This is a genomic window from Micromonospora sp. WMMD736 (genome assembly GCF_049179015.1).
Classification (GTDB): Bacteria; Actinomycetota; Actinomycetes; order Mycobacteriales; family Micromonosporaceae; genus Micromonospora.
The window spans coordinates 4,873,504-4,892,907 of the sequence record NZ_JBMHMI010000001.1 but is presented as its reverse complement, the minus strand read 5'-3'; the positions used below and the strand labels follow the sequence as shown (position 1 = coordinate 4,892,907).

Genomic DNA, 19,404 nt, shown 5'->3' with positions numbered 1-19,404 from the left:
TTTCTCCTTCGTTGGGTGCGAGAACCGCCGACGCCGTGATGCCGGCCGCGGCGGGCAGAGGGGGCCGCCCCGATGGCGGCCGGTCTCAGGACGACGGTCGGACGCGGGTGATCCGTCGACGCCGTAGCTGGCGTCGCAGCAACGACCCGACGGCCGCGACGAGCAGCAGGGGGCTGACGCTTCTGGCGACCTTCCAGGCGGTGGCGGGATCGTGATCAGCCGCGCTCGTTGGGGGCGCGTTGCCCAGCACCCAGTCGTGGGAGTAACCGTCGGTGCCGTACACCTGGCGTTTGCCCTTGGGTCCGGTCGCCACCGTGCGGTACGCGGGGTCGAGGTCGCTCAGCATCCGGATCTCGATGCGGGCTACGCCGACCGGGCCCGGGCAGGCGTAGTCGACGTCCACACCGGAATCGCTCGCCTTTCCGACGACGCCGGCGCACGCGCGGCCGTCGCTGCTGACGGTCATCTGCTTGAGCAGGTAGTCCGCGAACGGCTCAGCTCCGGCGAGGATCGTCGCGTCCGTGTCCCGGGTGTCGACCGCGCCGTCGAGCAGGACGCGGTCCTGCGGCAACAGGCCAAGGTGTACGCCGAGCACTGTCAGCTCGTCGACGCCGCCTGGCTTCCACCTCAGGTGCACCACGTCGGGGCGGGCCGCGTCCGGCGTGACGGTCACGGTCTGCGGATAGCCGTACGGGTGGGCGTCGGCGGGTACCGCCGTGGCGAGCAGGGTGAGGGTGAACGCCGCCGAGATCACGACACGGCGGGGCCACCGAGCGGTTACGGGCATGCCAGCGCTCCGGTCTACAGGTGCTGTGGCACGCCGGTGGGCGCGACCGTCCAGTGACCCTGCCGGCCGTTGGCGAACTCGCCGCGCAGGCCCGATGAGGAGCGGGCGCAGCGAGGGTGAACAGTTAGTTGATCAACTGCGCTCTTCAACGCACCACGCAGGCTGCCCGACCGCTCAGGCAGCGCTGAGCTTCCGGGATGAGTCCCGCTAACGTCTCTAGGCTAGGACTTGACCCCGCCGGGGGGATGCGGACTCAAGCTGTCGGCTACTGCCAGGTAGTGCCGACCCGCGTCGACGAGCAGGTGCCGAACGTCGGCGGTTGACGTTCGGCTTCGGCCCGCATCAGAGCTCGCGCTGCCTTCTTGCTGCCTCGTTGCCTGATGCCTCGCTTACAAGAGGAACATGCCACTGGCGCGGCGCCCGGCTGCCTGGAAGTAGCAGAGAGTGGTTCATCTCAGTCACGCCTAGAGCTACTTCCGTCTGAGCTGTGTGCATTTCGGCAGGCGTCCGGCAACGGCCGCACGCTCGGAGCCTCGTCGATGCCAGTGCTCGTCACATGCTGCCGTCCGGGGCCCGGTCGTCTGTCAGCGTTGCTGAACGGCGCCTTCGCCAGCACCCGCAGCCGACGAAGACTCCGTTAGGACTATCGCGCCCACGAACCTCCCGGCCACACTTGTATCCGTGAGCCGCTTCGTTGATGAGATCCGCCAGGCTCGAGCCGCCGGCCGGCTGGGTGACCGCTTCCGTCCGGACGACGTCCGTCGCGGCTGTCCCGGCTGGGCAGAGCACACGTATGGCGTCTTCCTGCCGAAGCATCGGCAAGGGAACCCAGGTGGCTACACCGCGTACTTCTATCAGAACCCGGACGGCACCTACAGCCTGCTTTCCTCGACTGTCGTGCACAGGGACCAGTGAGGGGTGGGCAAACTGCGGCCGGCTCCCGCGACGGCCTGGTCCTGCCCGACTTGGTGCGGCTCACGCCGGCACGACCTCTGGACTACCCGGTTGGTCCGGACGCGCTGGTGTACCGCCTGGTAGTGCTTTTGATCCACCCGGTCGGTAGCCTCGTCGAGGCTAAGCCTTCCTACCAGGAAGCCCCCAGGGTGACTCCACCACGGGACTGGCCGCGCTTGCAAAGCTGACAACAGGAGTGACAAGACTCATGGCAGACCTCGTAGCAAGGTTGTGGAGCTTCTGCCACGTCCTGCGCCATGACGGCATCGACTACGGAGACTACATCGAGGAGCTAACGTACCTGCTCTTCCTCAAGATGGCCGATGAGCGCGACGTAAATCTTCCCGCTGGCTCAGCATGGCCTGATCTCATAGCAGCTGAGGATGAGGACCTGCTTCCGCAGTATCGGTCCGCCCTGCAGCGACTCGGCGAAGAGGGCGGGATACTCGGAGAGATCTTCCGCAGTGCCCGGACCGGCTTGGGCAACTCGGAGAACTTGAGGAAGCTGCTTCAGCTCATAGACGAGATGCAGTGGACCGCCCTAAATGTCGACGTCAAGGCTGCGGCTTTCGAAGGACTACTGGAGAAGGCTGCAGCCGAAGGCAAGCGAGGGGCTGGCCAGTATTTCACACCGCGCCCTCTGATCAAGGTGATGGTCCGGCTTATGAAGCCGGACCCCCGTGAGGCAGAAGACTTTAAGGTCATGGACCCGGCATGCGGGACAGGCGGCTTTCTTGTCGCCGCCTACGAATGGTTTGCCAGCCAGGTGGGAGGTACTCTCCCGTCGCACATCGCGCGGCGAGTACGGGAACGGACGTACTTTGGAACGGAGTTGGTGCAGAGGCCTCGACGGCTTGCATTGATGAATATGTTCCTTCATCAGGTCCAGCCGCACATCGAACTTAAAGACGCCATCTATGGAGCGGTCGGACCCCGCAAATATACTGTCGTTCTGACAAATCCTCCATTCGGCAATAAGGGGATTGCTGGGAGCCCAACCAGGTCGGACTTTTCTGTGGCCACCAGCAGTAAGCAACTGAACTTCTTGCAACACGTTCTCACGATTCTTGAGCCTGACGGCCGAGCAGCAGTCGTGATCCCGGATAATGTCCTGTTCGCCGATCAGGCCGGAGAGGTCTTCCGAAGTCTGATGGAGGCGGCCGATGTGCATACGCTGTTGCGCTGCCCGCGTGGCACCTTCAACCCATACACCGACGGAACCAATACCAACGTCCTTTTCTTTACCAAGGGTCGGTCTACGAAAGATGTGTGGATCTATGACGCGCGGTCGGATGTACCAAAGATAAATAAGACGAGCCGTCCACTGACGGAGGATCTGTTTAGAGAGTTCGAAGCCTGCTATGGCGACGATCCAAACGGGACGTCAAAGAGATCTTCCAAGGCGAGTAAGCAAGGTCGCTGGAGGCCCTTCTCGATCGACGAAGTGCGCCAGAACGACTTCAAGCTCGATTCTTTTAAGTGGATGGGCGAGCAGGTCCTCGGCGAGACAGAGGGTCGTCGGCCTGACGAATTTATAGAAGAGGCGATCGTACAGCTACAGGCCAGCATGCAGAACCTAGCTGAAATCGACCGCCTTTTGACGGAGTTTGAGGCTGCCACATGAACTGGAGCGAGCATTCCTCTCTACCCGACGGTTGGCAGTTGTCAACGCTGGGCGATGTTGCAGAGGTGGTCGGCGGAGGGACGCCCCCTACATCCGACCCGGCAAACTTCTCGGAGGTTTCAGGGCACCCTTGGGTCACACCAGCTGATCTAACGGGCTATACCGAGAAGTACATCAGTCGTGGACGGCGCTTCTTGACTCAGCAGGGCCTGAAAAAGTGTTCAGCAAGGTACGTGCCGGCAGGAACGGTTCTCTACTCCACCCGCGCACCCATCGGGTATGTAGCCATTGCTTCTGAATCCCTGACAACTAACCAGGGATTTCGTAGCCTGGTGCCGTCAGAAGTGATCGACTCGAACTATCTATACCACGTTCTCAAGTACCTTACCCCGCTGGCGAGAGAGCGCGCGAGCGGAACAATCTTTGCTGAAATCTCCGGAGGAGCCCTCGCGCTTCTTCCGATCGCTTACCCTTCGCTTGAGGATCAGCGTCGGATCGCTCAAACCCTCGACGCAGTCGAGCTTGAGGCGCGACGCGGACGAAACCACCTGGCCGAGGCCCAGGCCAATTTGTCTTCTTTCAGTCAGGCGCTGATTTCGTCGGCCTGCATCGGTAACCTCACTCAAGACCTGGCCGTGCAGCAACGTCACCAAACCCAGCCTGTAGAAAAACGGCTAGCTTTACTTGCGAAGGTAAAAAGGGCCGGCCGCGGCAGGCGGCCGGCCGCGGCCGTTAACCTTCCCCTGCCTGACCTACCATCCGGCTTTGCAACGGCCACCATTGGTGACGTGGCGGTTCAAATCGACTACGGGACTTCCCAAAGGGCCGAAGCCACAGCGTTCGACGGGAGCATCCCAGTTCTGCGCATGGGGAACATCCAGAATGGGAAGCTGGATCTCTCGAGTCTGAAGTACTGCCGAGTCGACAATGAGGTATCCAAAAAGATCCTTCATCCTGGAGACCTTTTGTTCAACCGGACCAATAGCGCCGAATTGGTCGGAAAGACTGCGGTATTCCGCGAACAAACGGAGATGAGCTTCGCGTCCTACCTAATTCGCGTACGACTCGACGAGGAGATTGTAGAACCAGAGTTCGTTGCCTATTGGATTAACTCGGCATGGGGACGGGCGTGGGCCCAGCTGGTCAAGAGCGATGGAGTCAGCCAGTCCAACATCAATAGTTCAAAACTGGCAGCCATGCCATTGCCAATCCCTGCCCTTGCTGAGCAGAAAGAAATCATAAACCGGGTCTCCCGGCTACTTCAGCTTCGCGCAGAAGTCGGTCAGGCGCTCGCAATTGCGGAGGAGAATGTCCGGCTTGCTTCCGTTGCAGCGCTGGAGGAGCTCATGCATGGGTCGGCCGAACCATCACTCCCTAGATCGCCGAGGCAAATTCCTCGTCAAGGCGGCAGGGCGCTTCCAATCGCCGTTCCTGACAGTACCGATGAAGGACAGCGGCGCGCGGTTCGCGCTGAGCAAGCAAGAGAAGGCGCGGCAAGTAAGAAGGCGACCGATGCGCAGTCGGTGCCTGCGGATGCCCCGTTGACACATATCGTCCGGAGCATCGCGGGCGGCGCCGCCGTGAAGGCGCTATGGGAGAGGTCAGACCTGCCTGTCGACGCGTTCTATAGTCAGCTACGCAGAGAAATCGACGAAGGGCTTCTGCGCGAGGTGACGGACAGCCAGCCAAGAACAATAATTGAGGCCGAAGCATGAGGATTGATTGCTTAAAGATCCTCGACTTCCGAAACCTACGCGACTTTCGGATCGATTTCGATGAGACGAGATTTTCCACCGTACTCATCGGCGAGAACGGTACCGGAAAATCCAATCTCCTTGAAGCAATTGTACTCATTTTTCGCGACCTCGACTTGGGCCAGCTGCCGCCGTTCGGGTACGAAATCACCTACCGATGCCGAGGCCGACGCGTACAGGTGGAGGCTGAACGCGGCCGACGTCAAATCGTAAAGGTAGGCGACCAGGGTGTCGAGGAAACGCTGACGTGGTCGCGCTTCGAGGAGCGCAAGGAGGAGCTACTTCCACGATATGTGTTCGCATACTACTCGGGCCCCTCTGGTCGGCTTAGATCCTACTTCGAGCAGCACCAAAAGCGGTTTTATGACGCATTATTGAAGGATGACACGGGCAAGGCTCCACCTATTCGACGATTGTTCTACTGTCTGCCCGAGCACAGTCGGTGGGTCCTCCTCGCGTACTTCCTTCGCGGCGAGGAGCCTCCGGACTTTGTAAAAGAGCATTTCGGAATCGACGGGTTCGACTCAGCGCTGTTGGTGCTCAAACGACCGTCATGGGCCAACAACTGGACAGCAAAACGGCCCCCGCCCAAGCGCATTGCCGAACTTGGCGACGCACGATTCTGGTGGTCCCGGGGGGTGGTGAAGACATTTCTCCAGAGACTCTGGGACCAAGCCCTTGCTCCGATGTATGTGACGGAGGATCACCAAGAGGACTACCGGACCAGGCCTGTCCAAGAGGAGCGACTGTACTTATACCTTAAAGATTTGGCATCGCTACAGCGGCTGAATAGTGCCTACCCCGACGAAGCAGCCTTCTTCGCGGCGCTTGAAAGTACTGAGATATCAAACTTGATTCGAGATGTGCGCGTTCGCGTCCGCCGACGAGGTGAGTCGATTGTGTTCTCCGAATTGAGTGAGGGAGAACAGCAACTCCTCACGGTGATCGGGCTTATGCAGTTTACGCGTCACGAAGAGTCGCTCTTTTTGCTTGATGAGCCGGACACACACCTCAACCCGATGTGGAAGCTACGCTACCTCCGAGAGCTCACCCGACAAGTTGGCCTGCCAGACGCCGCTGACGACGGCGCCCTAGCGCCTCAGTCCCAGCCTGACCAATCAAGCCAATTGCTCATGACGACACACGATCCACTTACTATCGCTGGACTAAGAGCCCCGCAGGTGCAGATCTTCGAGCGTCGGGAAATCTCGACCGTTGCCCATCAGCCTCAGGAGGATCCGCGCGGCATGGGCGTAGCAGGGGTGCTCATCCACATGTTCGGGCTACCGACGACGCTTGACCCGCAGACCCAAGACAAAATTGATGAGCGAAATGGGCTGGCTCGTCTCGTCACCCGAACGCGAGAGCAGGAGGACCGCCTTAGCATCCTTGCCAAGGAACTCTCTGAGCTTGGCTTGGCCTACGAGGCTCGGGACCCCGACTACAGGCGTTATCTTGAGGCGCGCCACCGATGGGAGAAGACGCGCGGGATTCCGATCGCGTCCTTGCCGATGGAAGAGCAGGAGCGGGTGGTCGACGAGATACTCGACGAGCTTCTTGGGAGGCTCTCGTGATAAAAATCGAGGTTCGTCCCGAAGACATCCCGCCTGCATGGCTAGAAAAGGCGAGCGCGCTTACCGCAAAACTGAAGGCCTGCCGCGACGACGGCGACGACGTGCCGGAAAAGGATAGGCTTACCGCAGCGGAGAAGCGCAAGAAGATCATCGACGACAATTCACGGATGTGGTCCGAGCTAAAGAATGTTCTCCTTCGATGGTCGTACCAGAAGTGCTGGTACTCGGAATTGAGGGAAGACGGATCCGACTATCACGTCGACCACTTCCGGCCGAAAGGGCGCGTGGCAAACGACGGCGAGCCAATGCGAGAGGGCTACTGGTGGCTCGCGTTCGACTGGCTAAACTACCGAATTGCCGTCTCGTATGCAAATTCGCCCCATAGGAGCGTTGCCGGCGACGTCCGTGGCAAGCGTGACCAATTTCCTCTCGCTCCTGGGAATACGCCAGCTGGCGTCGATGAGGATCTGAGCGCAGAGATTCCTGTACTGCTCGATCCGTTGAGTAGTTATGACGTCATGCTTATAGATTTCGATGAGATGGGGATGCCCGTACCAGCCGCAGCGGGATGGAACGGCGAGCGGGTGCGAGTCACAACCCGCCTGCTTCACCTCGATGCGGTCCGAATGGTCGAGGCGCGGCAGCGTGTATGGAGAGAATGCGAGGAAGCACTTCAACGTGCGGCAGAGGCGATCAGCGTCCCAGCTGGCGAGCATCGGCGTCGGGACGACAAAACGGCTGAGGATTGGATCGCCTTGGTGTGTCGAATGCTCAGGCCTGACGCACCGTTGTCCGCTGTCGCCCGTGCGTGCGTGGCGAAGAGCATGTTTCCGTGGGCCAGAAAGTTACCGTCACATCCGGCCGCTCAACTACAGCGGCCTTCGAGCGTTGCCCGGGCCGGTGGTAGCTGAGCCACGGAGGGGCCCAAGTAACCGGGCACCAACGGACCCCGCTCTGCGCTGGCGGTCGTCATCACCTGTGGCACCTACCATCCCGTCTGCCTCGACCCGCCCATTCGGGAGAGTCGGCCGACCGCGGGCCCTCAACGTCAAGCGGACCTTGACGCAGGCGGAACTCCACCAGTGGCTCCGGCAAATCCACTATCCGAACACCGAGGAACACCTGGATCCCCTTCGTGGCGGGGTCACCCCACCGAGGCGCGTAGAACCGCACCCCTCGGAGGAGTCCGTTCTCCGCCCGCCTGCAGCTGTTGCCGTGACGCTCGAAGCCAATTGGCGCCAGGACACCGCGGTGGAGGCGATTCACGGTACCGGGGGGAGGCTCCAGCGACCGGGCACATATGAGATGTTAGGCCCGGCCAACTTCTAGCCACGGTTGTCACACATGTCCCGAGACTGATCTGTCACGGAGGTCCTGAGACCGGACACGCCGGCAACCCCGTTCGACACCGGGTCTCAGTAAGGTCAGCCCCTCTTCGACTCAGCGACGAACACGCCGCGCCCAGGGCGACCAACCAGCACACCCTGCTCCCGCAACGTGGCAACCGCCCGCTGGATCGTCGAGTGCGAAACGTCGTAGGAGTCGGCAAGCGCGCGACCCGAGGGCAACTGGCTGCCCGGCGGATACGTCCCGTCCTTGATCTTGCCTCGCAGGTCGTCTAGCAGCTCGTCCATAGTGGGCGGGATAGGCACGATGCGGCCCCTTGCAGTCGGTTGGCCCACCCAGTATTGATCCACCCCCTCGATGTAGGCAATGCATGTACTGAAAGAGGTGATGGTGGTGATATAGCTGAAGGTGATGATGGTTCAGTAAAAGAAGATGAAGCCTTACTTGACGTAGGTGATGCTGCATCGGTAGCGTCACTGTCGGTGATGCGGTGCTGCTGCGGTCGGTTGGCGCCTTTCGTACCGGTCTCGCATCGCCGCCGAGACCCCACCCTCCGCGCTCCCCCGGCGCGGCCCTGCTGCCGTACCGCCGATAGAGGCTGCGGTCGCAGGGTGGGGCGGTCTCCGCCGCCCGCAACCGGCGGAGGCCGCCCCCTCCACTTCGACGCGACCCGACGAAGGGCAGTCCCCCCATGCGCGACCCGATCCGCCGGCCGCTGGGCCGACGCAAGCAGCGACCACCGACGGCAGCAAGTCACGACCGATGACCGAGCGTTGGGTGATCCACCTGCCGGTGACCGCGCCTGACCTGTTCCGCGCTCGGATTCTCGCCCGGACCGCCGCCCGCGTGCTGGCCCGGCTCAGCGTCCGCGTCGAGCCGGGCGGGGTGACCGTGTCGGCCGAGGACCAGCAGTGCGTACGCCATTGGGTTTTCTGCGATCAGCGACTACCCGGCGGCGGCCGATGCGCGCTACCGACCGACCACACCGCGCCCTGCTCCCGGCGGGCCCTCTTCCGGAGATGACCAAGAGGTTTGCGTCACCGATCAGCCTTCCGGTGACGCAAACCTCTTGATCAACGCACTCAAGCTGCACGGCAGCCCAGAAAATCAGCCGGCGCGGAACGCCACCCAGGCGTCGCTCATCCGGTCGGCCTGGCCGGGGGTGAACATGTCCATGCAGGAGTCCTGCGTGTAGTCCATGAAGTTGTGGATCGGGTCCAACCCGGGGGCGGTGCAGGTGTCCGCGCCGACCGGGCAGTCGAACTGCGGTGCCGCCTCGCGCGGGGTGTCCGCCACGAAGTCGCCGGAGGCGGAGCAGCCGTGCGCGAAGGTGTGCTCCAGCATCAGCCAGTGCCCGACCTCGTGCGTCAGCGTGTCACCGAGGGCGTACTTGCCGGCCGTGCCGCCCGGCATCGAATCGTCGAGCATCACCACGCCGTCGATGTAGTCGCGGCCGTTGTTGTAGCCCTTCGGGAAGTACGCCCAGCCGAGCAGCCCACCGCCGATGTTGGCCGCGTACACGTTCAGGGTGCGCGAGTCGCCGGTGTAGAGCGCCTTCTTCATGTCGCGCTCGTTCTTGCCCGGCTCGACCGTGTACCAGGCGCTGTTCACCGTCCACGTGGTGTCGACCAGCGAGAACCGAAACGGCGTGTCGGAGGCGTCCGCCGACGTGCGGCCGGCGTACGAGTCGTTGAGGACCGTCATCTGTGCCGCGATGAGGGTCTTCCAGCGGGCCGTCTCGGCGGCGGTGAACTGGTGGTCGGAAACCATGTGGAAGACCGTCGGCACGGTGACGCTGCCGTTGGGCAGGCGCGGGGCGTCCTTGATCACGCCGTAGGCGTTGGCCTCGTTCTTGGAGTACAGCGCCGGCTCCTGGGCGGTCGCTCCCGCGGTGACCCGGGCGGCGCTCTGCTCGCCGGCGCAGGCCGCGACGCCCGGGGAGGCGGTCACCGGGGCGGCGGTGGCCAGCGCCCCGGACGCGCCGCCGGACGCCAGGAACGTGGCGGCGGTGGCGGTGAGGACCGCCAGCCGGAAGGGGGATCTGCTCTGCATCGGTGCACCTTTCGGTGAGGGAGCGGTGCGATGTCGACGATGCCGTCGCTTCGGTATGAGAACACGCCGACGACGTCCACAAAAGCCCCTCTGAGCAGGGCAGATGGCGATGTAACGGAACCGGTTCGGGCGGCGCTGATTGGGGTCGCTCCGCGCGCTTGTGGACCACTAGGCTGCTGATCCGGCACGCAGTGGCGATGCCAGGACGGGGGCGGCTGATGAATGCCGAGGATCGCATCGAACGGGCCCGGAAACTCTACGAACAGGCCGTGTACAGCGGCGATGGCCGCGTACTGGCCGACGCCGAACGGGACCTGGACGCGGTGGAGGCCGACGCCGCACTGGCCCGCGGGCGGATCCTGCACGCCCGGTACCTCGACGAACGCGCCCGGGGCGACACGTCACCCGTCGAAGACCCGGCCGAACTGCCGTTGTTCGAGCGCGCGAGCGAGCTGTACCAGGCCCTCGCCGACACGCGCGGCCAGGCCGAGGCGCTGTTCTGGATCGGCTGCCTGCACCAGATCATCCGGCGCGACAACGAGACCGCGGTTCCGCACTTCGAGAGGTCCCGCCACCTGGCGGCGCAGGTCGGCGACCGGTCGACCGAGGCGGAGGCTCTGCGTCACCTGGGCATCGCCGCGCACCTGGCTGGTCGGCTGGATGAGGCGCGCGAGCGGCTGGAGGAGTCGTCACGGCTGCGCCGAGAGATCGGAGCGCTGCCGGGCGTGGCCGCCAACATGGTCGGGCTGGCCTACGTCACCGCCGCCCAGGACCGCTACGCGGACGCGGTCGCGACCCTCGACGAGGCGTACGCCATCGCGCAGGCGCACGGCGCCCATGCCATCGTGCGGCAGATCGAAGAGGCGAGAACGCAGGTCTAGGTCAGAATTCGGGTGACCTGCTCGGCGGCGACGACGGCGTCCCGGCGGGCCGGGTCGAGGTTGGCGCTGATGACCACCGACGCGCCCGCTGACAGCGGCGCGAGCAACCACTTCAGCGGCTGCTCGTACTCGGCCGCGTCGACCAGCAGCCGGTCGCCGGCCCGCAGGTCGAGCATCCCGGCGACCTCCCGGGCGAGCGCGCCCCACTGCCCGTAGGTGGTGCCGTCCGCGCTGGCCGGATCGTTTGGGTGGATGGCGGTGTGGTCGGGCGTCACGTCCGGGTGGCGAAGCACCTCGGCGGACCAGTCCAACCAGCCCAGCGGCACGTCGGCGAGCCGGCCCGGTCCGGTGCCGACCAGGTAGCGGTGCGGCGCGTCCGGCACGTCCTCCAACCAGTCATCCTGCCGCTCGGGGGTCACGAAGACCGCGTCGAACGGCCGGTCGCCGCCGGGCTCCAGCACCGGCAGGCCCGCCGTGGCGCGCGGCCGGAACGACACCGCCAGGCCGCACGCCCACGCCCCCAACAACACCGCTGCGGTACGCCAGTGCGGCGGCAGTAACACCGCTACGCGGCTGCCGGGGCCGAGCCCGCAGCCGTCCCGCAGCAGGCTCGCGCTGCGCGCGGACCACGCCCCGACCTGCTGGGCGGTCAGGTCGACACGCTCACCGGTCGCCTCGTCGCGGTAACTGAGCAGCGGACTCTCGGCGGCGGTGGGCGGAACCGTCAGGTCGGCCGTGGCGTGTGGCTGCATCCGCGTGCTCCCGGTGGTGACGACGTCCGCACCACCCTACGCAACGACTTTGGTCGCCGTCCCCGTCGGCCGATGGCCGTAGCGGCTGGCCGGATGGCTTCCGCACGGTGACGGGTGACCCCCGACCGAGCCACCGAGGAGCGTCCGTGCCGACAGAGCCCGACCCCACCGACCGTCTCCCGCTGCGCCGACGGCTCGTGCCGGTGGTGGCGTTGCTGCTGCTCGCGCCCTGGGCGGCCGAGTGCTCGTGGGGTGGCTTCGCCATCGACGACTTCCTCCCGGTGATCATCGGCCTGGGTCCGATGTACGGCGGGGCGGCGATCCTGATCCGGGAGACCGCCCGACGCCTCGGCGCGGGATGGCCGACGATCGTGCTGCTCGCCGCCGCGTTCGGCGTCCTCCAGGCCGGTCTGGTGGACCAGTCGCTGTTCAACCCCGGCTACCTTGACGACACGCAGTACGCCGACACCCGCGCCACCGCCGAGGCGTCACTCGTGCCGGGGCTCGGGTTCAGCCTCCGGCAGGCGTACGACTACGTGGGCAACCACATCCTGCTGACGATCTGCGCGCCGATCGTGTTCGTCGAGTCGTTCCTCGGTCCGAGGCGGCGGCATCGGCCGTGGCTCGGGCGACCCGGGCTGGCCGTGGTCGGGGTGCTCTACCTGCTCGGCAGCCTGCTGGTCTTCACCTCGCCCGAGGGCCGCAAGAACTTCCTGGCCAGCCCGCTGCAACTGAGCTTCGCCACGGTTCTCGTCCTCGCCCTGGTTGCGGTGGCCCTGCTGCCCCGCTGGCGTCGTACCCGCCCGCGCCGGGTCTGGCGAGTGCCGCACCCGCTCTGGGTCGGCCTGCTGATCGTCGTCGCCCACCTCTTCACCGACCCGACGCCCGGCTGGCCGGGGGTGGCCGTCGCGCTGGCGCTCACCGCCGCGCTGGGAGCACTCGTCGTGTACTGGTCGGCGAGCGAACGCTGGGGGCAGCGGCACGTGCTCGCCGCCGCCTCGGCGAACGTGGTCAGCGCCGCCGCGTTCGCGTACCTGGTGCCGCCGTACTCCCCGGCGAGCCCGGCGGCGGCCCTGGCCGGCGACGTCGCGGTGAGCGTCGTGACCCTGGCCCTGGTCGGCGGCGCGTGGTGGCGGCTGCGCCGCCCATCGCCGGCCGTTCATCCCGCCTCGGGCTGACGCGCGGAAAGATTGCGGCGGGCCGGAGGTACAGCGGCGGACGATGCTCAGGACTGGTCGCGGTCCGCCGGGCCGGCCTGGATGAGCCGATCCAGCACAGCGCGGGCGGCAGCGAGCCGATCCATGGACGCCGTGATCCGGGCGCGCTCGACCGCCAGCGCGTCGAGCAGTTCGGGGCAGGTGGGGGCCAGCACGGTCACGTCGTCGGGGATGCAGGGAAGGATCTCGGCGATGGCCGCGGTGTTCAGGCCGGCGGACAACAACAGTTGAATGTGCCGCACCGTCCCCACGGCCTGCGGGTCGTAGTGACGGTAGCCGCTGGCGAGCCGGGCCGGCCGCAACAGGCCCTGCTCCTCGTAGTAGCGCAGGGCGCGTGGAGTGGTGCCGGCCGCCCGCGCCAGTTCGCCGATCCGCATCCCGCCAGCAGATCAGGGCTTGACCTTCACGTCAACGTGAAGGTTTAGCGTCGCGGCTGTGACACACCGAAACCTGAACAATCAATCCGGCACCGTCGCCGTCCTGGGGCTCGGCCCGATGGGGCGGGCGCTGGCCGCCGCGTCCCTCACCGCCGGCCACCCCACCGTGCTCTGGAACCGTTCACCCGGCAAGGCGGCCGCGCTGGTGGCCCAGGGGGCGGTACTCGCTCCGACGGTGGCCGACGCGGCACAACGGGCATCGGTCGTCATCGCGTGCGTCATCAACTACGAGGCGGTCCGCGCCGTCCTGTCGGGACTCGAACGCCCGCCGAGCGGACCGTTCGTCAACCTCAGCAGCGGGCACGCCGCCGAGGCACGGGAGATGGCGAGCTGGGCGGCGCAGCGGGGCGTCAACTACCTCGACGGCGCCATCCTGACGCCCGCGCCGACCATCGGGACAGCGGCCGCGACAATCCTCTACAGCGGACCACGGGCCCTCTTCGACGAGAGTCTTCCCTGGCTGGAGAGCTTCGGTGGATCGCGCGCCTACCTCGGGGCGGACGTCGGCACGGCGGCGGCGTACGAGATGGCGTTGCTCGACCTGTTCACCATGTCCGTCGGCGGCCTCGCGCACGCCTTCGCCCTGGCCATCACCGAGGGCATCGCCCCGACCGCGTTCGCCCGCTTCGCCAGCGGAATCGGTGGCCTGTTGCCGGACCTGGCCGACCGGTTCGCCGACCAACTCACGTCCGGGACCTTCGCCGCCGACATCTCCACCATCGCGTCGGCGGGCTCGGCGGTCGCCCACGTCCGCGACGCCGCGACCGCGCGCGGTGTCGACCCCGCGCCGCTCCAGGCCGTGCAGTCGATCATCGAACGGGCGGTCGCGGCGGGCCACGGAGGCGACAGCTACGCCCGACTGGCCCAGTCGCTCGTACCAGCCGACGCGGCGGAGGCGGCACGCTGAGCACGATCGGCCGGCGCACTCTGGCGGCTGAACATCGTCGCGGCGTCTCACGGCAGCGCGGCGATTTGCCCGCTGTTCACGTCGGCGCAAGCTGACGCTTCCTGGCGGGTGCCAGCCTCCGAGCGGGTACGACCTACACGGAGGAAGTTCTTGACACTCAGCAGAGCACTCACCGCGCTGACCGCGGCCGGTGTCGCCGCCGTCACCCTGACCGGCGTCACGCCTGCGTCGGCCGGCGGACATCACCACCCGTCGCTCGCCTTCGACCGGGTCGCCACGTACCCGGTGTTCCAGAACCGTCCGGCCGGTGAGGGCCCGGCGACCGCGACGGTCGCCGAGATCTCGGCGGTCAGCGAGGACGGCCGCACCCTGATCTACACCGACGCGCTGGCCCGGCGCATCGGCTTCCTGGACATCTCCCGCGCCGACCGGCCGCAGGGCCTCGGCACGCTCGCCCTCGCGCAACTCGGCGACGCCGAGGACGAGCCCACCTCGGTCGCCGTGGTCGGCAAATACGTGCTGGTGGTCGTGAACACCAGCAGCAGCTACACCGAGCCGTCCGGCCGACTCGACGTGATCGACCTGGCGAGCCGCCAGCGGGTGGCGAGCTTCGACCTCGGTGGCCAGCCCGACTCGATCGCGATCAGCAAGGACAAGCGGTACGCCGCGATCGCCATCGAGAACGAGCGCGACGAGGAGGCCACCCCGCCCGGCGGCGAGGAGGGCGACCTTCCCCAGGCACCCGCCGGCTTCGTGCAGATCGTCGACCTGACCGGGAAGTCCCCGGCCGGGTGGCGGCTGCGTCCGGTCGCTCTGACCGGCGCCGACGGCAGCGCGCTACCGGCCCTGGTCAAGGCGGGCCTCGCCGCGCCGACCGACCCGGAGCCGGAGTACGTCTCGATCAACAGCCGCAACGAGGTGGCCGTGACGCTCCAGGAGAACAACGGCGTCGCCCTGATCGACCTCCCCACCGGCCGGATCACCAAGGTGTTCAGCGCGGGCACCGCCACGATCAGCGGGATCGACACCAAGAAGGACGGTGTCATCGACCTGACCGGCAGCATCACCGACGTGCCGCGCGAGCCGGACGCGGTGGCCTGGGTCGACGACCGTTACCTCGCCACGGCCAACGAGGGTGACTGGCGCGGGGGCACCCGAGGTTGGTCGATCTTCGACAGCCGTACCGGGCGGGTCGCCTGGGACGCCGGTAACACCTTCGAGCGCCTCGCCGTCACGTACGGGCTGCACAACGAGGACCGGGCCGCCAAGAAGGGCACCGAGCCGGAGGGCGTGGCCATCGCCGAGTACGACGGCGTGCGGTACGCGTTCGTCGGCTCGGAGCGCAGCAATTTCGTCGCCGTGTACGACCTGGGCGACCCCACCCGGCCGGTGTTCCGGCAGATCCTGCCGACCACCAACGGCCCGGAAGGGCTGCTGCCGATCCCGTCGCGCGGGCTGCTCGCGGTCTCCAGCGAGGTCGACGACGCTTCGGTCAACGTCCGCGCCTCGGTGTCGCTCTTCCAACTCGGCAAGGGCACCCCGGCGTTCCCGAGCATCGTCTCCGCCTCGGACGCCTCGGGCACCCCGATCGGGTGGGGCGCGCTCGGCGCGCTGAGTGCCGTTCCCGGGAAGCGGGACCAGCTCTACAGCGTCACCGACGCCGCGTACAGCCGGACCCGGATCCTCACCATCGACGCGAAACGGTCCCCGGCCGTGATCACCGGCGCGCTGCCGGTGACGGACGCGGCCGGCGCTCCGGTCGGATACGACGCGGAGGGAATCTTCGCGCGGCCGCAGGGCGGCTTCTGGCTCGCCGTCGAGGGCGCCACGGGCACGGAGAACAGACTGGTCCGGCTCGACGCGGCCGGGGTGACCCGGCAGAGTGTCGCACTGCCCGCCGAGGTCGCTGCCGGCCTGGGCAAGCAGGGCCTGGAGGGCGTCACGGCGACGACCGACCGGCAGGGCCGGGAGATCGTCTGGGTGGCCGTGCAGCGGGAGCTGAGCACCGACCCGGCCGGCATCGTGCGTCTCGGCCGGTACGACGTCAGCGCGGGCACATGGAGCTGGTTCGGTTACCAGTTGGAGCGCACTTCCGTGCCGGGTGACTGGCTGGGCCTGTCCGAAATCACCGTGGTCGGCGACCGGTTGGCGGTCATCGAGCGGGACAAGTTGAACGGCCCGGCCGCCACGGTGAAGCGGATCTACACGGTGCCGATGCCGGCCGGCGCAGCGACCGGCCCGCTGACCGTGCTCCCGAAGACGCTCGCCGTCGACGTGCTGCCCGCGCTCCGCGCCTCCAACGGCTGGACCCAGGAGAAGCTGGAGGGTCTCACCGTGGCCGGCAGCGGCGAGGTGTACGCGATCACCGACAACGACGGGGTCAAGGACGCCACCGGCGAGACGGTGCTCCTTCGGCTGGGCGTGAGCCGGAAGGTCTTCGGCCGCCACTGACCGTCGGCTGCCCGGCGCCCACCGGAGTGGGCGTCGGGCAGCGCGGTCCAACTTCTCCATCGCCCTCTGGGCCCGCCGTCGATCACCGCTGAGCAGCATGGCGAAGGCTCTGCGGTCTGGCGCGGCGCTGCCGCCGGCCAAGCAGGTGGCAGACTGATCGCCGTGACGGCAGCGACTCGCGACAGTGCCCCTGCGAACGAGACCGATGGCACCGACCGAGGGCTGGACCGCCTGGTCTTCTTCTCGGACGCGGTCATCGCCATCGCGATGACGTTGCTCGCGATCGAGCTGCCACTTCCCGAAGGCGACGACGACGCGGCCCGCTGGCGCTCCCTCGGCGAGCTTGTCACCGGGGAGTACCTGTCGTTCCTGCTCAGCTTCGTGGTGATCGGCGCCTTCTGGTCGGTACACCACCGGCTCTTCCAGCGGGTGGCCCGGATGGGCCCGTGGATCGCCTGGCTGAACCTGATCTTCCTGTTCACCATCGTGGTCCTGCCACTCGCCACCCGACTGCACCGTCAGGAGGGCGCCGAACAGGTCGGCGTCGTCGTGTACGCCGCAGTGGTCGTCGGCGTCGGCGTCAGCCTGCTGCTGCTGCTCTGGCAGCTCCACCGCGCTGGGCTGCTCCGGTCGGACGCCCCGCCGGAGACGGTACGGGGGGCCGCGCGGGCCATCGCGGTGCCGGTGCTCGCCTTCGCGGTCTCGATCCCGGTGGCGTTCGCCAGTACGACCGCCGCCGAGTACACCTGGCTGCTTCCCGTCGTGGTGCTCCTCGTCGTGCGCGGCTACCGCCGTTGGTGGCGGGCCTAGGACGGCAACTCGGGGCCGTCGTCGAGCAGCGGTGCGAGCAGGTCGCCGTACTCCTCGACCCGGTCCAGGACCTCGGCGGCGGTGAACTGGCGCACGGCCGGCTTCCGGCCGCGAGCGCCGGCCTCGACCTCGTCCCAGGTCAGCGGCGTCGATACCGACGGCGTCCGCTGGGCGCGCAGCGAGTACGGCGCGACGGTGGTCTTCGCCGCGTTGTTCTGGCTCCAGTCGATGAAGACCTTGCCCGGGCGCAGATTCTTCGCCATCTTCGAGACGATCAGCTTCGGGTGCGCCTGCTCCAACTCCTGGGCGATTCGCCGGGCGTATCCAGAAACAAGATCGGACGACTGGGTGCCGGAGATCGGGCAGCAGAGCTGCATGCCCTTCTTGCCGGACGTCTTCGGGTACGAGTCGATGCCGTCGTCGGCGAGCCGGTCGCGCATCAGCACCGCCACCGGGCAGCACTCGGCGAGCCCGGCGGGCGGCCCCGGGTCCAGGTCGACCACCATCATGTCCGGGTGCTCGTCGACCTTCCACTGCGGCGTGTGCAGTTCCAGCGCGGCGAGGTTCGCCAGCCAGACCAGGGTGGGCAGGTCGTCGGCCACCACGTAGTCGATGGTCTCCCGGCCCTTGGTCGAGCCGGGGGCGGGCAACGTCTCGACGCGTACCCAGTCCGGGGTCGCGGCCGGTTTGTTCTTCTCGAAGAAGGACTTGTCGTCGACTCCGTTTGGGAAGCGGATCCGGGTCACCGGCCGGTCGGCCAGGTGCGGCAGCAGCACCGGCGAGATCCGGGTGTAGTAGTCGATCACCTCGCCCTTGGTGAAGCCGACGGCCGGATAGAGAATCTTGTCCAGGTTGGACAGCTCCAGCGCGCGGCCCTCTACGTCCACCCGCAGCTTCTCAGCCGGCATCGTCGACCTCCTCCGGCGGTTTGTCCGGGCGCAACCGCAGCACCCGGGGGAAGCGCAGCCGACCATCGGGGGTGCGCTGGCCGTACTTCACCTCCACCACCACCCGGGGTGCTACCCAGATGGCGCCCCGGGCATCCTCGCGCGGCACGCCCGCCGCGAACGGTGACGTGCCGGAGCGCAGCGGCTCCAGCTCGGCGAGGAGCTGCCGTTCGATGGCCGCGCCGATCCCGCCGCCGACCCGGCCCCGGTAGATCAGGCGGCCGTCCGGGCCGGGCACCCCGACCAGCAGCCCGCCGATGCGGCGCGCGCCCGGCCGCCAGCCCCCGATCACGAAGTCGCCGGTCACCTCCAGCTTGACCTTCACCCAGTCCGGGGAGCGCACCCCGGGGCGGTAGACGGCACCGACCCGCTTGGCCATCACGCCCTCCAGGCCGTGCTCCCCGGCGGCCTCGTACGTCGCCGGCCCGTCGGCGAAGACCGGCGGCACGGCCCACCGCGCGCCGCCGAGCGCGAGCGAGTCCAGGGCCTCCCGGCGGCGCTCGTACGACCAGCCGGTCAGGTCGTCGCCGTGCAGGCGCAGCAGGTCGAAGATCATGTACGTCACCGGCATGACCGCCGCCAGTCGGGCGGCCTTGGTGCGGTCCCGCACGTGCATCCGCTCAGCGAGGGCGGTGAACGACGGCTGCCCGCCCTCGCCCAGCAGCACCACCTCGCCGTCGAGCAGCGCGTCGTCGATCTGCTCGGACAGGGTGGCCAGTTCGGGGTACGCGGCGGTGATCTCCACGCCGGAGCGGGCATACAGGTGTTGCGCGTCGCCGGAGATGTCGGCGAGCGCCCGGACCCCGTCCCACTTGAACTCGTACGCCCAGCCGTCACCCGCCGGGAGCGGCCCGGTCATCGCGAGCATCGGCTTGAGCGGCGCGCCGGGCACGACCCGACTGTAGTAGCA

General features: G+C 67.0%; 18 protein-coding genes. 11 read left to right on the top strand and 7 right to left on the bottom strand.

What is annotated here, in order from left to right; translation table 11 throughout:
• Positions 1-85: 85 nt before the first annotated feature.
• Positions 86-787, bottom strand: a complete 702-nt coding sequence (locus ACN269_RS22150) for a hypothetical protein (protein ID WP_421474212.1) — start codon at positions 785-787, stop codon at positions 86-88.
• Positions 788-1,468: 681 nt separating this feature from the next.
• Here ACN269_RS22150 and ACN269_RS22145 point away from each other — a divergent pair.
• From ACN269_RS22145 to ACN269_RS22125, 5 genes are all read left to right on the top strand, one after another.
• Positions 1,469-1,702 (top strand): hypothetical protein, encoded by a 234-nt coding sequence (locus tag ACN269_RS22145; protein ID WP_421474211.1) that lies wholly within the window; start codon positions 1,469-1,471, stop codon positions 1,700-1,702.
• Positions 1,703-1,949: 247 nt separating this feature from the next.
• A complete protein-coding gene (locus ACN269_RS22140) occupies positions 1,950-3,365 on the top strand; it encodes an N-6 DNA methylase (protein WP_421474210.1) in 1,416 nt (471 codons plus the stop codon).
• Positions 3,362-5,080: a restriction endonuclease subunit S gene (locus tag ACN269_RS22135; protein ID WP_421474209.1), complete on the top strand. Its 1,719-nt coding sequence runs from the start codon at positions 3,362-3,364 to the stop codon at positions 5,078-5,080. Before ACN269_RS22140 ends, ACN269_RS22135 begins: the two co-directional genes overlap by 4 nt.
• Complete coding sequence (locus ACN269_RS22130; RefSeq protein ID WP_421474208.1) at positions 5,077-6,693, top strand: AAA family ATPase; 1,617 nt, start codon at positions 5,077-5,079, stop codon at positions 6,691-6,693. The genes ACN269_RS22135 and ACN269_RS22130 overlap by 4 nt, the downstream gene beginning before the upstream one ends.
• Positions 6,690-7,604, top strand: a complete 915-nt coding sequence (locus ACN269_RS22125) for a hypothetical protein (protein WP_421474207.1) — start codon at positions 6,690-6,692, stop codon at positions 7,602-7,604. Before ACN269_RS22130 ends, ACN269_RS22125 begins: the two co-directional genes overlap by 4 nt.
• Before the next feature lie 513 nt (positions 7,605-8,117).
• Here the strand turns inward: ACN269_RS22125 and ACN269_RS22120 are convergent.
• Positions 8,118-8,327 (bottom strand): GntR family transcriptional regulator, encoded by a 210-nt coding sequence (locus ACN269_RS22120; RefSeq protein ID WP_421474206.1) that lies wholly within the window; start codon positions 8,325-8,327, stop codon positions 8,118-8,120.
• 475 nt (positions 8,328-8,802) lie between these two features.
• Here ACN269_RS22120 and ACN269_RS22115 point away from each other — a divergent pair, with 475 nt between their 5' ends.
• Positions 8,803-9,063 (top strand): hypothetical protein, encoded by a 261-nt coding sequence (locus tag ACN269_RS22115; protein ID WP_421474205.1) that lies wholly within the window; start codon positions 8,803-8,805, stop codon positions 9,061-9,063.
• Between the two features lie 84 nt (positions 9,064-9,147).
• Here ACN269_RS22115 and ACN269_RS22110 read toward each other — a convergent pair whose 3' ends face one another.
• Positions 9,148-10,092, bottom strand: coding sequence for a zinc metalloprotease (locus ACN269_RS22110; protein ID WP_421474204.1), 945 nt, complete (start codon positions 10,090-10,092; stop codon positions 9,148-9,150).
• Positions 10,093-10,310: 218 nt separating this feature from the next.
• Between ACN269_RS22110 and ACN269_RS22105 the strand changes: the two genes are divergently transcribed.
• Positions 10,311-10,973, top strand: a complete 663-nt coding sequence (locus ACN269_RS22105) for a tetratricopeptide repeat protein (RefSeq protein WP_421474203.1) — start codon at positions 10,311-10,313, stop codon at positions 10,971-10,973.
• On the opposite strand, the gene ACN269_RS22100 is transcribed toward ACN269_RS22105, so the two are convergent.
• Positions 10,970-11,725, bottom strand: coding sequence for a TIGR03089 family protein (locus tag ACN269_RS22100; protein WP_421474202.1), 756 nt, complete (start codon positions 11,723-11,725; stop codon positions 10,970-10,972). The two genes, ACN269_RS22105 and ACN269_RS22100, sit on opposite strands and share 4 nt — an antisense overlap.
• A 146-nt stretch (positions 11,726-11,871) precedes the next feature.
• Between ACN269_RS22100 and ACN269_RS22095 the strand changes: the two genes are divergently transcribed.
• The gene (locus ACN269_RS22095) at positions 11,872-12,903 is read left to right on the top strand and encodes a hypothetical protein (protein ID WP_421474201.1); all 1,032 of its coding nucleotides are present in this window, start codon (positions 11,872-11,874) and stop codon (positions 12,901-12,903) included.
• 47 nt (positions 12,904-12,950) lie between these two features.
• Here the strand turns inward: ACN269_RS22095 and ACN269_RS22090 are convergent, their stop codons facing one another.
• A complete protein-coding gene (locus tag ACN269_RS22090; RefSeq protein WP_421474200.1) occupies positions 12,951-13,319 on the bottom strand; it encodes a MerR family transcriptional regulator in 369 nt (122 codons plus the stop codon).
• 58 nt (positions 13,320-13,377) lie between these two features.
• Here ACN269_RS22090 and ACN269_RS22085 point away from each other — a divergent pair, with 58 nt between their 5' ends.
• The 3 genes from ACN269_RS22085 (at position 13,378) to ACN269_RS22075 (ending at position 17,547) form a co-directional block, all read left to right on the top strand.
• Positions 13,378-14,286: an NAD(P)-dependent oxidoreductase gene (locus ACN269_RS22085; RefSeq protein ID WP_421474199.1), complete on the top strand. Its 909-nt coding sequence runs from the start codon at positions 13,378-13,380 to the stop codon at positions 14,284-14,286.
• 150 nt (positions 14,287-14,436) lie between these two features.
• A complete protein-coding gene (locus tag ACN269_RS22080; protein WP_421474198.1) occupies positions 14,437-16,737 on the top strand; it encodes an esterase-like activity of phytase family protein in 2,301 nt (766 codons plus the stop codon).
• 162 nt (positions 16,738-16,899) lie between these two features.
• The gene (locus tag ACN269_RS22075; protein ID WP_421474197.1) at positions 16,900-17,547 is read left to right on the top strand and encodes a TMEM175 family protein; all 648 of its coding nucleotides are present in this window, start codon (positions 16,900-16,902) and stop codon (positions 17,545-17,547) included.
• Here ACN269_RS22075 and ligD (ACN269_RS22070) read toward each other — a convergent pair.
• On the bottom strand, positions 17,544-18,455 hold the full coding sequence (ligD, locus tag ACN269_RS22070) for a non-homologous end-joining DNA ligase (protein WP_421474196.1): 912 nt from the start codon (positions 18,453-18,455) through the stop codon (positions 17,544-17,546). The genes ACN269_RS22075 and ligD (ACN269_RS22070) overlap by 4 nt on opposite strands.
• Complete coding sequence (gene ligD, locus ACN269_RS22065; protein WP_421474195.1) at positions 18,445-19,386, bottom strand: non-homologous end-joining DNA ligase; 942 nt, start codon at positions 19,384-19,386, stop codon at positions 18,445-18,447. Before ligD (ACN269_RS22065) ends, ligD (ACN269_RS22070) begins: the two co-directional genes overlap by 11 nt.
• Positions 19,387-19,404 lie beyond the last annotated feature (18 nt).